Source organism: Streptomyces sp. R302, from assembly GCF_012927245.1.
Taxonomy (GTDB): domain Bacteria; phylum Actinomycetota; class Actinomycetes; order Streptomycetales; family Streptomycetaceae; genus Streptomyces.
Genome location: NZ_JABBGE010000006.1, coordinates 357,888 through 371,530, shown reverse-complemented (window position 1 = coordinate 371,530; position 13,643 = coordinate 357,888). Strand labels below are relative to the sequence as shown.

The 13,643-nt window shown below is 73.3% G+C and carries 11 protein-coding genes; 9 read left to right on the top strand and 2 right to left on the bottom strand.

The window, feature by feature from the left end:
- Nucleotides 1-268 precede the first annotated feature (268 nt).
- From HHL19_RS20815 to HHL19_RS20785, 7 genes are all read left to right on the top strand, one after another.
- The gene (locus HHL19_RS20815) at nt 269-1,783 is read left to right on the top strand and encodes an alpha-N-arabinofuranosidase (protein ID WP_346768319.1); all 1,515 of its coding nucleotides are present in this window, start codon (nt 269-271) and stop codon (nt 1,781-1,783) included.
- 172 nt (nt 1,784-1,955) lie between these two features.
- On the top strand, nt 1,956-3,239 hold the full coding sequence (locus tag HHL19_RS20810) for an ABC transporter substrate-binding protein (RefSeq protein WP_169091785.1): 1,284 nt from the start codon (nt 1,956-1,958) through the stop codon (nt 3,237-3,239).
- Nucleotides 3,239-4,273 (top strand): sugar ABC transporter permease, encoded by a 1,035-nt coding sequence (locus HHL19_RS20805; protein WP_169091782.1) that lies wholly within the window; start codon nt 3,239-3,241, stop codon nt 4,271-4,273. The genes HHL19_RS20810 and HHL19_RS20805 overlap by 1 nt, the downstream gene beginning before the upstream one ends.
- The gene (locus HHL19_RS20800) at nt 4,270-5,127 is read left to right on the top strand and encodes a carbohydrate ABC transporter permease (protein WP_206324908.1); all 858 of its coding nucleotides are present in this window, start codon (nt 4,270-4,272) and stop codon (nt 5,125-5,127) included. Before HHL19_RS20805 ends, HHL19_RS20800 begins: the two co-directional genes overlap by 4 nt.
- On the top strand, nt 5,124-5,705 hold the full coding sequence (locus tag HHL19_RS20795; protein WP_169091780.1) for a hypothetical protein: 582 nt from the start codon (nt 5,124-5,126) through the stop codon (nt 5,703-5,705). Before HHL19_RS20800 ends, HHL19_RS20795 begins: the two co-directional genes overlap by 4 nt.
- 169 nt (nt 5,706-5,874) lie before the next feature.
- The gene (locus HHL19_RS20790; RefSeq protein ID WP_169091778.1) at nt 5,875-8,607 is read left to right on the top strand and encodes a Tat pathway signal sequence domain protein; all 2,733 of its coding nucleotides are present in this window, start codon (nt 5,875-5,877) and stop codon (nt 8,605-8,607) included.
- A gap of 17 nt (nt 8,608-8,624) precedes the next feature.
- Complete coding sequence (locus HHL19_RS20785; RefSeq protein WP_169091776.1) at nt 8,625-9,677, top strand: rhamnogalacturonan acetylesterase; 1,053 nt, start codon at nt 8,625-8,627, stop codon at nt 9,675-9,677.
- A 13-nt stretch (nt 9,678-9,690) separates the two neighbouring features.
- Here the strand turns inward: HHL19_RS20785 and HHL19_RS20780 are convergent, their stop codons facing one another.
- Together HHL19_RS20780 and HHL19_RS20775 are read right to left on the bottom strand one after the other, a co-directional pair.
- Entirely contained in the window at nt 9,691-10,575 is an 885-nt protein-coding gene (locus HHL19_RS20780; protein WP_169091774.1) for an ABC transporter permease, read from the bottom strand.
- Complete coding sequence (locus HHL19_RS20775) at nt 10,572-11,564, bottom strand: ATP-binding cassette domain-containing protein (protein WP_169091772.1); 993 nt, start codon at nt 11,562-11,564, stop codon at nt 10,572-10,574. The genes HHL19_RS20780 and HHL19_RS20775 overlap by 4 nt, the downstream gene beginning before the upstream one ends.
- 133 nt (nt 11,565-11,697) lie before the next feature.
- Here HHL19_RS20775 and HHL19_RS20770 point away from each other — a divergent pair, with 133 nt between their 5' ends.
- Both HHL19_RS20770 and HHL19_RS20765 read left to right on the top strand, forming a co-directional pair.
- Nucleotides 11,698-12,894, top strand: coding sequence for a sensor histidine kinase (locus HHL19_RS20770; RefSeq protein ID WP_169091770.1), 1,197 nt, complete (start codon nt 11,698-11,700; stop codon nt 12,892-12,894).
- Nucleotides 12,891-13,562, top strand: coding sequence for a response regulator transcription factor (locus tag HHL19_RS20765; protein WP_169091768.1), 672 nt, complete (start codon nt 12,891-12,893; stop codon nt 13,560-13,562). Before HHL19_RS20770 ends, HHL19_RS20765 begins: the two co-directional genes overlap by 4 nt.
- The last annotated feature ends 81 nt before the right edge of the window (nt 13,563-13,643 follow it).

Sequence of the window (13,643 nt, the reverse complement as noted above, 5' to 3'; positions counted from 1 at the left end):
CCGCGAGAGCGGGCTCCGCGTACGACGAGGCCGGGCGGTCCCCGAAGGGGGCCCGCCCGGCCTTCGGGTTGGGCAGGCTTGGATCCAACCTCTTGGATCCAACCTCTTGGATCCAGCCTTCTGGATCCAGTCGCCTGGATCCTGGATCCAACCTCCCGGATCTTGGATGCAGTCCGTCGGTCGTCCATTGACCCGGCGCCGACCCCCCTCTTACGTTCTCGTTCGGACATGCGGCCACTGGTCGAAATCTCGAACGAGAGGATTCTCCGTGTCACTTCCCGAGCGCACCGCCCGCTTCACCCTCGACCCCGACTTCACCGTCGGCCCCGTCGACCCCCGCCTCTTCGGCTCCTTCGTCGAGCACCTCGGGCGCTGCGTCTACACCGGCGTGTACGAGCCCGGCCACCCCGCCGCCGACGCCGACGGCATCCGCACCGACGTCCTCGACCTCGTGCGGGAGCTGGGGGTGACCACCGTCCGGTACCCCGGCGGGAACTTCGTCTCGGGGTACCGGTGGGAGGACGGCGTGGGGCCGGCCGAGGAGCGGCCGCGGCGGCTGGACGTCGCCTGGCGGTCCACCGAGTCGAACCGGTTCGGGCTGAGCGAGTTCATGGGGTTCCTGCGGAAGCTGGGGCCGCGGGCCGAGCCGATGATGGCCGTGAACCTCGGCACCCGGGGCATCGCGGAGGCGATGGACCTCGTCGAGTACGCGAACCACCCCGGCGGCACGGCCCTCTCCGACCTGCGGGTGAGCCACGGCGACAAGGACCCCTTCGGCATCCGCCTGTGGTGTCTGGGGAACGAGATGGACGGCACCTGGCAGACCGGGCAGAAGACCGCCGAGGAGTACGGCCGGCTCGCCGCCCAGACCGCCCGCGCGCTGCGCCAGATCGACCCGGACCTGGAGCTCGTCGCCTGCGGCAGCTCCGCCCGCGACCTGCCGACCTTCGCGGCCTGGGAGGCGACGGTGCTGGCGGAGACGTACGAGGTCGTCGACCACGTCTCGCTGCACGCCTACTACGAGGAGACCGACGGCGACCGGGACTCCTTCCTCGCCTCCGCCGTCCACATGGAGGCGTTCATCGAGGAGGTCGTCGCCACCTGCGACCACGTGGCGGCCCGGCTGAAGTCGGAGAAGCGGCTCACGCTCTCCTTCGACGAGTGGAACGTCTGGTACCAGCGCCGCCCCAACCCCCACCCGTTCGAGGACTGGCAGGAGGCGCCGCGGCTCCTGGAGGACGTCTACACGGTCACCGACGCGGTCGTCTTCGGCTCGCTCGTCATCACGCTGCTCCGTCACGCCGACCGGATCGCCGTGGCCTGTCTGGCCCAGCTGGTGAACGTGATCGCGCCGATCATGACCGAGCCCGGCGGTCCGGCGTGGCGGCAGACGACGTTCTACCCGTTCGCCCAGGCGGCGCGGTACGGCCGCGGGACCGTGCTCGACGTGCGCCCGGTGTCGCCGGCGTACCGGACCGAGAAGTACGGAGAGGTGCCGCTGCTGCACGCGACCGCCGTGCGGGCCGAGGACGGGAGCGTGACGGTCTTCGCGGTCAACCGCGACCGGCACCGGGCGCTGCCGCTCGACGTGACGCTGCGCGGCTTCGGCCTGACGGAGGTGGTGGAGCACAGCGCGCTCGCCGACGCCGACCCCGAGGCGCGCAACACCCTCGCCGCGCCCGACCGGGTGGTGCCCCACGCGGTGGCCGGCGCGGAGCTGGTGGACGGGGTGCTGCGGGCGGTCCTGGAGCCGATGTCCTGGAACGTCGTCCGGCTGGCCTGACCGGCCCTTTGGGGATCCTCTTTTGAATCCTTTCACTGTGGTGGCGTCCGTCCGCCGTTCGAAGCGCTTCGAAAGATCCTGTCCGAAGCGTTGACGTGGCTGACGGGCGAACCTACGGTGACCCAGCAAGCGCTTTCCTGAAACGTTCTAATCACGCGCGGGAGGACGAACTGTGCGTACTCATGGCACTGTCGACCGTCGGAGTCTGCTGAAGATCACGGGTGGCTCGGTGGCGGCACTCGGCCTGACCGCGGCCGGCTGCGGAGGCGGCTCCGACTCCGCCGACGGCACCGTCACCATCCGGTACACCTGGTGGGGTTCCGACGACCGCGCCAAGCGGATCAACCAGTCGATCGCCCTCTTCGAGAAGAAGTACCCGAAGATCAAGGTGAAGACCGACTTCCAGCCGTACGCCGACTTCTGGAAGAAGTTCAACACCCAGGCGTCCGGCGGCAACACGCCCGACGTCTTCCAGAACGCCATCGGCTTCCTGCGCAAGTACGACGCCAAGAACGTCCTCCTCGACCTGCGCGAGCAGGTCGAGGCCGGGAACCTCCGTCTGGAGGGCTTCCGGGCCGGCCTGGAGAAGTTCGGCGAGGTCGACGGCAAGCTCGTCGGCGTCCCCGTCGGCTCCAACTCCATGGCCCTCGTCATCGACGAGACGGTCTTCGCCAAGGCCAAGGTCACCCCCAGGCCCGGCTGGACCTGGGACGAGTACCACGACGCCCTGGCGAGGATCCAGGAGACGGCCGGCCGGGCCGGCGACGCCGGACCCTACGGGATCATGTACCTGTACGACCTCTACCTGCGCCAGCAGGGCAAGGCCTTCTTCACCGCCTCCGGACTCGGCTTCACCGAGGCCGATCTGACGGACTGGTGGAACAAGGCCGCCGAGCGGGTGAAGTCCGGCGCCTACGCCGACCCGAAGAAGACCATCCAGGCCAAGCCGAAGTCGGCCGTCACCGCCGAACTCGCCGGCTGCGAGTTCACCTGGGACAACTTCACCGTCCGCTACACCTCCGAGGGCAAGAGCCGGTACGGCCTCGCGCCCATCCCCACCACCGACGGCAAGCGCACCGGCCAGTACCTCGGCTCGCTCATGCTCAGCGCCTCCAAGCGCACCAAGCACCCCAAGGAAGTGGCCCAGTTCATCGACTTCATGGTCCACGACCCCGAGGTCGGCAAGATCATGGGCTACGACCGGGGCGTCCCCGCCACCGAGGCGCAGAACGCGGCCTACGTCCCCACCGACGAGGTCGGCAAGCAGATCGCCGCGTACGAGAAGCAGCTCGTCGAGAACCGCGTCCTGGAGCCGATCACCCCGCACCCGGCCGGCGCCGACGTCTGCGAGGCGGCCTTCCTGCGGCTGTCCGAGGAGATGTCCCTCGGCACCCGTTCCGTCGCCGACGCGGTGAAGCAGTACTTCACCGAGGCGAACACGGCCCTCTCGGCCTGATGGACGCCGCCGTGACCACCGTACCGAACCCCGCCGCGCCGCGGACCCCGGCGGCGGCCCCGCCGGGGGAGGAGGCCGCGTCCGCGGTGCCCGCCCCCCGGGGCGGGCACCCCCGCCGGCCGGCGGGCCGCGCCCCCGGGCTCCGCAACGCCCGCGAGAACCTCGCCGGTTACCTCTTCATGTCCCCCTGGATCACCGGCTTCCTGCTGCTGACCGCGGGGCCCATGGCCGTCTCCCTCTACTTCGCCTTCACCGACTACAACCTCTTCGACGCCCCCCGCTGGATCGGGCTCGACAACTTCACCGAGATGTTCGGCGACCCCCGCTGGCACACCTCCGTCGAGGTCACCGGCTGGTACGTGGTCCTCGGCACCCCGCTGAAGCTGGCCGCCGCCCTCGGCGTCGCCGTCCTCCTCAACCAGAGCCGGCGCGGACAGGGCTTCTACCGGGCCGCGTTCTACGCCCCCTCGCTCATCGGCGCCAGCGTCTCCATCGCCATCGTCTGGCGCGCCCTCTTCGCCGACGACGCCCCCGTCGACCGGGCGCAGCAGTGGATCGGCCTCGACCCGGGCGGCTGGATCGGCGACCCCGACAAGATCATCTACGCTCTGGTGGCGCTCACCGTCTGGCAGTTCGGCGCGCCCATGGTCATCTTCCTCGCCGGGCTCAAGCAGGTGCCCCGCGAGCTGTACGAGGCCGCGCAGATGGACGGCGCGGGACCGTGGCGCAGGTTCTGGAACATCACGCTGCCGATGATCTCCCCGGTGCTCTTCTTCAACGTGCTCCTGGAGACCATCCACTCCTTCCAGATCTTCGGCTCCGCCTACATCATCGGCAGCCAGGGCAACGCCTGCGGCCCGGCCGACGGCACCCTCGTCTACACCTGCTACCTGTACGTCCAGGGCTTCGAGAACAGCCGGATGGGCCTCGCCTCCGCCATGGCCTGGATGCTGCTGCTCGCCGTCGGCCTGGTCACGGCGGTCCTGTTCTGGTCCCAGCGGCGCTGGGTGCACTACGAGGAGGGGGGCCGATGAGCCTCGTCCGTACCGGGGCGCGGGGCGTCCGCGCCGGGTCGCTCGCCTGGCACCTCGGCTCGCTCGCCGTCCTCGCGGTGGTGCTCTACCCGGTGATGTGGGTGATCGGCGGGTCGTTCAAGCCGAACGACGAGATCGTCGGCAGCCTGAACGTCCTCCCGACGGACCCCATCACCGACAACTACCGGCGGCTCGCCGACGGCATCGCCGACATCCCCATCTCCACCTTCTTCGGCAACTCCCTCTTCCTGGCGCTCGCTTCGGTCGTCGGCGTGCTGGTCTCCAGCTCCCTCGCCGCCTACGCCTTCGCCAAGATCGGCTTCGCGGGCCGCAATCTGCTCTTCACGCTGATGATCGGCACCCTGCTGCTGCCGTACCACGTGCTGCTCATCCCGCAGTACGTGCTGTTCCAGAAGCTCGAACTCATCAACACGTACACGCCGTTGCTGCTCGGCAAGTACCTCGCCACGGACGCCTTCTTCGTCTTCCTGATGGTGCAGTTCATGCGCGGACTGCCGAAGGAGCTGGACGAGGCGGCGCGGCTCGACGGGTGCGGGCACCTGCGGACGTACTGGTCGATCGTCCTGCCGCTGTGCCGGCCGGCGCTCATCACCAGCGCGATCTTCACCTTCATCAACGCGTGGAACGACTTCATGGGCCCGCTGATCTACCTCAACGAACCCGAGAAGTACACCGTGTCGCTGGGGCTCAAGATGTTCGTCGACCAGGACGGCGTCGCCAACTACGGCGGCATGATCGCGATGTCGCTGGTGGCGCTGCTGCCCGTGGTCGCCTTCTTCCTCGCCTTCCAGCGGTACCTCATCGACGGCATGGCCACGTCGGGGCTCAAGTGAGCCGGGACCGCTTCCTCGCCCGGTTCGGCGTCTTCGCCGAGTGCCTGCTGACGGGGGTGTGGATCGCCGTCGCCGCGCTCCCGCTCGTCACCCTGCCGGCGGCGCTCGCCGCCGCCGCGGGGCACCTGCGGCGCACGATCGAGGGCGAGGAGACCGGGCTGCGCGGGTACGCGGGGGAGCTGCGCGCCGCGCTCCGGGGCGGCGGCTGGGCGGTCGGCCCGGCCTACTGGGCCGTACTCGCCCTGGTGTGGGCCGATCTCGCGCTCGTACGGGCGCTGCCGGTGCCCGGCGGCCGTGCGGCCGGGGCCCTCGCGATCCTCGCGGCGCTCTGGGCGACGGTCACCGTGCTCCGGGCGGCCACCGCATGGCGGCCCGGAGCCGCCTGGAGGGCGCTGCTCCCGGGCGCCTGGCGCCGCTCGCTGCGGGACCCGGCCGGCTCCCTGCTCGTCGTCTGCGGTCTGGCGGTCGTCGCCGCCTCCGCCTGGTTCTCCGCCCCGCTGGCGCTGCCCGCCCTGGGCCTCCTGGTCGCCGGGACCCTCGCCGCCGAGCGCCGTACCGGCGCCCTCGCGGCCGCCTGACCCCGGGACCGCCGCGCCGGACGCCCGGCCCTCGCCCCGTGCGCCGGCGCTCCGTCCGCGGGCGGCGCCGGCCCGCCGGACCGCGCGCCCGGCTCCGTACCCCCGTGCCTCCCCTCCCCTCTCCCCCTCCCTCGGGCGTGCCGTAGGCGTGCCCTCGAAAGGAGTTCATGTGTCCTCGATACCTCGTCGTTCTCTCCTCAAGGCGGCGGCCGTCGCCGGTGCCGCCGCCCCGTTCAGCTGGGTGCTGGGGCGGAGCGAGGCGCAGGCGGCGCCCGCCGCCGAACCGGCCGCCGAGGAGCGGCCCGCGAGCATCACGTGGCTGGAGCCGGGCGGGCTCGGGGCGGCCGGCGGGTCGACCTTCGGGGTCGCCTGGCCGAAGGGCGTGCATCCGGGCGACCGGGAGTTCGCGCTCACCACCGCCGACGGCGCCCCCGTGCCCGTACAGACGTGGACCACGGCCCGCTGGCCCGACGGGTCGCTGAAGTGGACCGCGCACGCGGTCGGGCCCGAGGCGGCCGGGGCCGAGCGGTACGCGCTGGCGCCCGGCACGCCCGCGGCCGGGGCGAAGACCGTCACCGTCACCGAGACCCACCGCAAGGTCACCGTCGACACCGGTGTCGTCAAGGCCGTGCTGTGGAAGGACGGCGGCAAGCTCGTCGAGTCCCTCACCCGCGACGGCGTGAAGATCGCCACCGACGGGCGGCTCGTGCTGCTGCGGCAGAGCGACCTCGACGACGGCGACCAGGGCAACGCCAGGTGGGAGCGGTTCGACGGCGAGATCTCCGGCGCCGTCGTCGAACAGTCCGGACCCGTCCGGGCCGTGGTCAGGATCGACGGCAAGCACCGCAAGGGGAGCCGGAGTTGGTTGCCCTTCTCCGTGCGGCTGTACTTCTACGCCGGGTCCGAGGCCCTCCGGATGATCCACACGATCACCTACGACGGCGACCAGAACAAGGACTTCATCCGCGGCCTCGGCGTCCGCTTCACCGTCCCGATGCGCGACGCCTTCTACGACCGGCACGTCCGCCTCGCCGGCGAGGGCGCGGGCTTCCTCACCGAGGCCGTCCAGGGCATCACCGGCCTGCGCCGCGACCCCGGCGCCGCCGTCCGCGCCGCGCAGGTCAAGGGAGAGAAACTGCCCGACCCGGCCACCTGGGACCAGCGGGTCACCAGCCGGCTCCAGTACATCCCCACGTGGGGCGACTACACGCTCTCGCAGCTCACCGCCGACGGGTTCGGCATCCGCAAGCGCACCAAGGACGGTCACGGCTGGATCCCCGCCGGCGGCGGGCGGCGCGCCAACGGCTTCGGCTACGTCGGCGGCGTCAGCGGCGGACTCTCCTTCGGGCTGCGGGACTTCTGGCAGAAGCACCCCGCCCAGCTCGACGTCCGCGGCGCCGCCGGGGACGAGGCCGAGGTCACCCTCTGGCTCTGGTCGCCCGAGGCGCAGCCCATGGACCTGCGCTTCTACCACGACGGCATGGGGCAGGACACCTTCCCCGAGCAGCTCGAAGGCCTCAACATCACCTACGAGGACTACGAGCCCGGCTTCGGCACCCCCTACGGCATCGCCCGCACCAGCGAGCTGATGTTCTGGGCCAACGCCGCCACCCCGACCGCGACCGCCCTCGTCGCCCAGGCCGCCGCCGTCCGCGTCCCGCCGCAGCTCGCCGCGAGCCCCGAGGACCTGGTCCGCGCCCGCGTCTTCGGCGGACTCTTCTCGCCGGTCGACCGCTCCACCCCCGCCAAGGCGCGGATCGAGGACCGGCTCGACTACCTCTTCGCCTACTACAAGGACCAGGCCGAGCAGCGCCGTTGGTACGGCTTCTGGGATTACGGCGACATCATGCACACGTACGACGAGGACCGGCACCAGTGGCGGTACGACGTCGGCGGCTACGCCTGGGACAACTCCGAACTCTCGCCCGACCTGTGGCTCTGGTACGCCTACCTGCGCTCCGGCCGCTCCGACGTCTTCCGCTTCGCCGAGGCCATGACCCGGCACACCGGCGAGGTCGACGTCTACCACCTGGGCCAGTGGGCCGGACTCGGCACCCGCCACGGCGTCCAGCACTTCGCCGACAGCGCCAAGCAGCAGCGGATCTCGACCGCCGTCTACCGCCGTCCCTACTACTTCCTCACCGCCGACGAGCGCGTCGGCGACCTCATGCACGACCTGGTCGACTCCGACGAGACCTTCCTCGTCCTCGACCCCATCCGCAAGATCCGCACCGAGCCCTACACCCCCGACCGCCACGCCCTCTCCATCGGCTTCGGCACCGACTGGAGCGGTCTCGCCGCCGCCTGGCTCACCGAGTGGGAGCGCGGCGGGCCCAAGGCGGCGAAGGCGGAGGCGCGGCTGCGCTCCACCATGGAGACCATCGCCGCCCAGCCCAACGGCTTCGTCCAGGGCACCGGCCTGTACGACCTCGACACCGGCCGCTTCGCGATCGCCGAGCAGCCCGTCGTCGGCGTCTCCCACCTCTCCGCCATGTTCGGCCTCGTCGAGATGTGCGCCGAACTCATCGACCTCGTCGACATGCCGGCGTTCAAGAGCGCGTGGCTCGACTACTGCCGCTACTTCAACGCCTCCAAGACCGAACAGGCCGCCCGCTACGGCAAGAACTTCGGCACCCTGCTCCTCTTCCAGGGCCACTCCCGCCAGGACGCCTACGCCGCGGCCCAGTTGAACGACGCCAAGCTCGCCCAGCGCGCCTGGGCCAAGTTCGACAAGAGCGACGGCTACACGTCCGCGATGGTGTGGGACAAGACGCCCGTCCAGGGGCCGGCCGCCCTCGAACCGGGCTACGAGCACCTCTGGATCAGCACCAACACCACCGCCCTCTACGGCCTCGCCGCAATCCAGAACCTCGCCCTCGTCGGCGACCACCTCCCCAAGTGACGTACAGGAGAAGCCCGATGAAGAGAACCGTGGTCCTCGCGGCGAGCCTGCTCGCGCTCCTCGCCGCCACCGCACCCGCCACCGCCACCCCCGGCACCCCGTACGGCCAGGGCCTCGACCACTGCGCCCCCGTCGCCGAAAGCACCGCCCTCCCCTGCCACTTCGACCTGCCGCCCGGCACGTACGACGTCACCGCCACCCTCGGCGGCGACACCGCCGGCGCGACCGCGATCAGCGGCGAGACCCGGCGCGCCCTGCTCGCCGAGACCCCGACCGGGGCCGGCGAGCGGGTCCGCCGCTCCTTCACCGTCGACGTCCGCGACCCCGAGGGCGAGCCCACCGGCGCCACCGGCACCCCCGGCCTCGACCTGCTGCTCGGCGGCGCCGCCCCGAGGGTGGAGTCCCTCCGGGTCACGCCCGCCCCCACGGCCACCCGCCTGTTCCTGATCGGCGACTCCACCGTCTGCGACCAGCCCGGCGACCCGTACACCGGCTGGGGCCAGCGGCTCCCCGTCCATCTGAGGCGGGGGGTGGCCGTCGCCAACCACGCCGACGGCGGCGAGAGCACCGTCACCTTCCTCGCCGACCCGGCGCTCTTCGACCGGGTGGAGGCCGCGATCCGGCCCGGCGACCCGGTCCTGATCCAGCTCGCCCACAACGACAAGCAGACCGACGCCGCCGCCTACCGGGCCAACCTCACCACCCTGGTGGAGCGGGTACGGGCCCGGGGCGGCGAGCCCGTCCTCGTCACCCCGATCGTCCGCCGCTGGTTCAACGCGGACGGCACCCTGGACAACGGCATCGCCCTGCTCGTCAACGGCCTCGGCGTCGACCACCCGGCCGAGATCCGCTCCCTCGCCGACTCCCTCTCCACCCCGCTGATCGACCTCACGGCCCTCACCAAGGCCCGCGTCGAACAGCTCGGCCCCGAGCCCTCCAAGGCGCTCTACCTGACGGCCGAGAAGCGGGACAACACCCACACCTCGGTCCGCGGCGCCACCGAGTACGCGGCGCTCGTCGCCGCCGAGTTGAAGGCCCAGGGCCTGCTGCCCGAGCGGGCCTTCCGCTGACGCCAGGGCCGGCTCAGACGTCGCGGTGGCGGACCGCCGCCACCGCGACGGCCAGCCCGGCCACCGCCCAGGCACCGAGGACGATCCACGCCTCCGTCACCGTCGCCGGGTACTTCTCCGTCACCGGCAGCGCCGGGTCGCGGACGAGCGTCGACCAGGCGTCCAGGGGCAGCAGATGACCCGTCTCCCGCACCCAGCGGTACGTGTCGCCCTGGAACAGCGCGGGCAGCAGCACGAGCACCCCGATCACCGTGACGGCCGCCCCGGCCGCGTGGCGTACCAGCGCCCCCGCCGCCACGCCCACGAGCCCGCACACCGGCGCGAGCAGCGCGGACGCGGCGACGGCCCGCGCCGCGCCCGCATCCGACAGCGACAGGCCGCCGTGGTCCCGCAGCAGGGCCTGGGTCGCCGCGAACGACGTCAGGGCCACACAGGCGCCGAAGACCAGCAGCACCGCCGTCACCACGACCGCCTTCGCCGCGACGACCGACCGCCGGTCCGGCACGGCGGCGAACGTGGTCCGCGCCAGGCCCGTCGCGTACTCGCCGGAGAGCGCCGCCGCGCCGAGGCAGGCGGCCAGCACCATCAGCAACTGCCAGGCGGGATCGACGAACGCGGTCCCGAGCGCGTCGAACGCGAAGCGCACGACGTCGGGGGCGGCGTCGCCCCCCACCCCGGTGCGCACCCCCGCCCCGGGCCCCGGGCCCCGGTCGAGCCGGTCCGCGTTCGACCGCGCCGCGTTGGCGCAGATCCCGGTCACCACGAGGCCGCCCGCACCGAGGACGTACGGGGTCGAGCGCAGCGACCACAGTTTGATCCACTCCGAGCGGAGCAGGTGCCGGAAGCGCGCCGGCACCTCCGGCGCGGTGAGGCCGAGGACGGGTGCGGTGGCGTTCATCGGGCGGACTCCCCACGGCCGGGCACGGGTACGAGCGGGGACGCGACGGGGCGGTCCGGGCGGTCCGGCTGCGGCCCGGTCGTCCCGGTGGCGCCGAACTCGACGCGGTCGGCGGTCAGTTCCAGGAACACCTCCTCCAGCGAGGCGGTCCGGGCGGTCAGCGCGTGCAGCCGTACCCGGTGCGCGTGCGCGAGGTCGCCGACGCGCTCGGCGCTCACGCCGGTCACCGTCAAGCCGCCGTCGCCCGCCTCCCGGAGCGCCGCCCCCGGCTCGGCCCGCAGCGCGCCGGCGAGGGCCGCCGGGTCCGGGGTGCGGACCGTGACGGTCGTCCCCCCGCCCCGGGCGGCGAAGTCGGCGAGCGGCTCCGCGGCGACGACCCGGCCCCGGCCCACCACGAGCAGGTCGTCGGCGGTGTGCTCCATCTCGCGCATGAGGTGACTGGAGACCAGGACCGTCCGGCCCTCGCCGGCCAGCGACCGGAACAGGCCGCGCACCCAGTGCACGCCCTCCGGGTCGAGGCCGTTGAGCGGTTCGTCGAAGAGGAGGACCGGCGGGTCGCCGAGGAGCGCGGCGGCGATCCCGAGCCGCTGCTTCATGCCCAGGGAGAAGCCGCCGATCCGCCGGCCGGCCGCCGCGGCGAGCCCGACCGTCCCGAGGACCTCCTCGACCCGGCGGGCCGGCAGGCCGTTGCCGTGGGCCAGCGCGGCGAGGTGCGCGCGGGCGGTACGGCCTCCGTGCACCTCGTGGGCGTCGAGGAGGGCGCCGACGTGCCGCAGTCCGCGCGGTCGGTCGCGGAACGGCCGCCCGCCGACCGTGACCGTGCCGGAGGTCGGCGCGGTCAGGCCCAGGATCATGCGCAGGGTGGTGGACTTGCCCGCCCCGTTGGGTCCGAGGAAACCGGTCACCCGGCCCGGCCGGACGGTGAAGGACAGCCGGTCGACGGCCGTGACGGTTCCATAGCGTCTGGTGAGTGCGTTCGCTTCGATCACGCCGTTCACCCTGCCGCCGGACCGCCCCGCCCGGCATCGGCCGGCGGGCGCGCTCCGGGGCCCGCCGTGTCGCCCACGGGCGTAAGCCCCCGGGCCGACGCGCCGTCCCGGGGGCACTTCCTAGGATTCCCGCATGACCCTTCCCCCGGCCGTGACCCGTGCGCTCACCTGGGCCGCCGCCCTCGCCTACCTCGCGGTGCCGACCGTCGTGGTCCTGCACACCGCGGAGCCCACCGGGTCGCGCCTCGTGCTCCCGGTGCTGTCGGCGGCGCTGGTCGTCCCGCTCTTCCCGCGCCGCCCGGGGATCGCGCTCGCCCTGTTCCTCGCCGGCTCGGCCTCGGCCTCGGTCACGGCCTCCTCGCGGATCGCCGCCGTGTACTCGCCCGGCACGACCGCCGGCTGGCAGCTCGGTCAGGCGCAGGCGCTCCTCGCGGCCCTCGCCGTGGCGTACGTGGCCGCCACCCGCCGCCCCCGCGCGGCCGCCGCGGCGGCCGCCGCGGCCCTCGCCGTCCAGGCCTTCTCCCTGGGGTTCGCGCGCACGGGCGCGGACGCGTACGTCTCCCGCCTCGTCGTCCTCGTGCTCACCACCGCGCTGGCCTGGACGGCCGGCCACCTGCTGCGCGAGCGCCGCCGGCACGACCGGGAACTGCGGTCCAGGGAGGCGGCCGAGGCCGTCACGGCGGAACGGCTCCGCATCGCCCGCGAGCTGCACGACATGGTGGCCCACAGCATCGGCGTCATCACCATCCAGGCCGGGGTCGGCCGCCGGGTCGCCGGATCCCGGCCCGAGGAGGCCCGACGGGCGCTCGCCGCGATCGAGAGCACCGGGAAGGACACCCTGGCCGGGCTCCGCCGGATGCTCGTCGCCCTCCGCGCGGACGCCCCCGAGGCCGCCCCGCGCGAACCCGCCCCCGGTCTCGCGGACCTCGACCGGCTCGTCGCGGCCACCGCCGACGCGGGCGTGCGGGTCGGCCTGGAGCGGCGCGGCACGGCCCGCGGGCTTCCGCCGGACGTCGAACTCGCCGCGTACCGGATCGTGCAGGAAGGAGTCACCAACGTGGTGCGGCACGCGCACACCGACGCCTGCCGGGTCGTCGTCGACCTGAGCGGCGACGCGGTCAGCGTCGAGATCACCGACGACGGCCCCGGCCCCCCGGCCCGGGGCGGCGCCGCCCCGGGCGACGGCCACCGGGGATCCGGCGCCGGCTACGGCATCACCGGCATGCGCGAGCGGGCCGCGCTGCTGCGCGGCGAGTTCACGGCCGGACCGCGACCGGGCGGCGGCTTCCGCGTCGCGGCCCGGCTGCCCGTCCCGGAGGAGGCCCGATGACGGCCGCCCCGGTCCGCCTCCTCCTCGTCGACGACCAGCCCCTCATCAGGGCGGGCCTGCGCCTGCTCGCCGCCGAGACGCCCGACCTCGACGTGGTCGGCGAGGCCGCCGACGGCGCCGAGGCGGTCGCCCTGGCCGAGCGGACCCGGCCCGACGTGGTGCTCATGGACGTACGGATGCCGGGCATGGACGGCATCGAGGCGACCCGGCTCATCACCGAAGGCCCCAGCGGCGCCCGGGTGCTGGTCCTGACCACCTTCGACGACGACGAGAACGTGTACGGGGCGCTGCGCGCCGGCGCGTGCGGCTTCCTCGTCAAGGACATGGACCTCGACGACATCCTCGGCGCCGTGCGGGTGGTCGCGGGCGGGGACGCGCTGATCGCCCCGGCCGTGACCACCCGTCTGATCGCCGCCTTCGCCCGGCCGCCCGCCCCCGTCGCCCCCGCTCCCCGGCCCCTCCCGGAGGCCGTCACCGACCGCGAACGGGAGGTGCTCACCCTGGTGGGGCGCGGACTGTCCAACCAGGAGATCGCCGGGGAGCTCTTCATCAGCCCGGCCACCGCCAAGGCCCATGTGGCCCGGCTGCTCACCCGGCTCGCCGCCCGCGACCGCATCCACCTGGTCATTCTGGCCTACGAGTTCGGCCTGGTCGCCCCGGGGCGGTGAGCCGCGGGCGGCCGTAGGATGCGGCTGATCACCGCCGCCGTGCAGGTCACGGCGGCGACACCGCATCCCGGGGGGGGAACA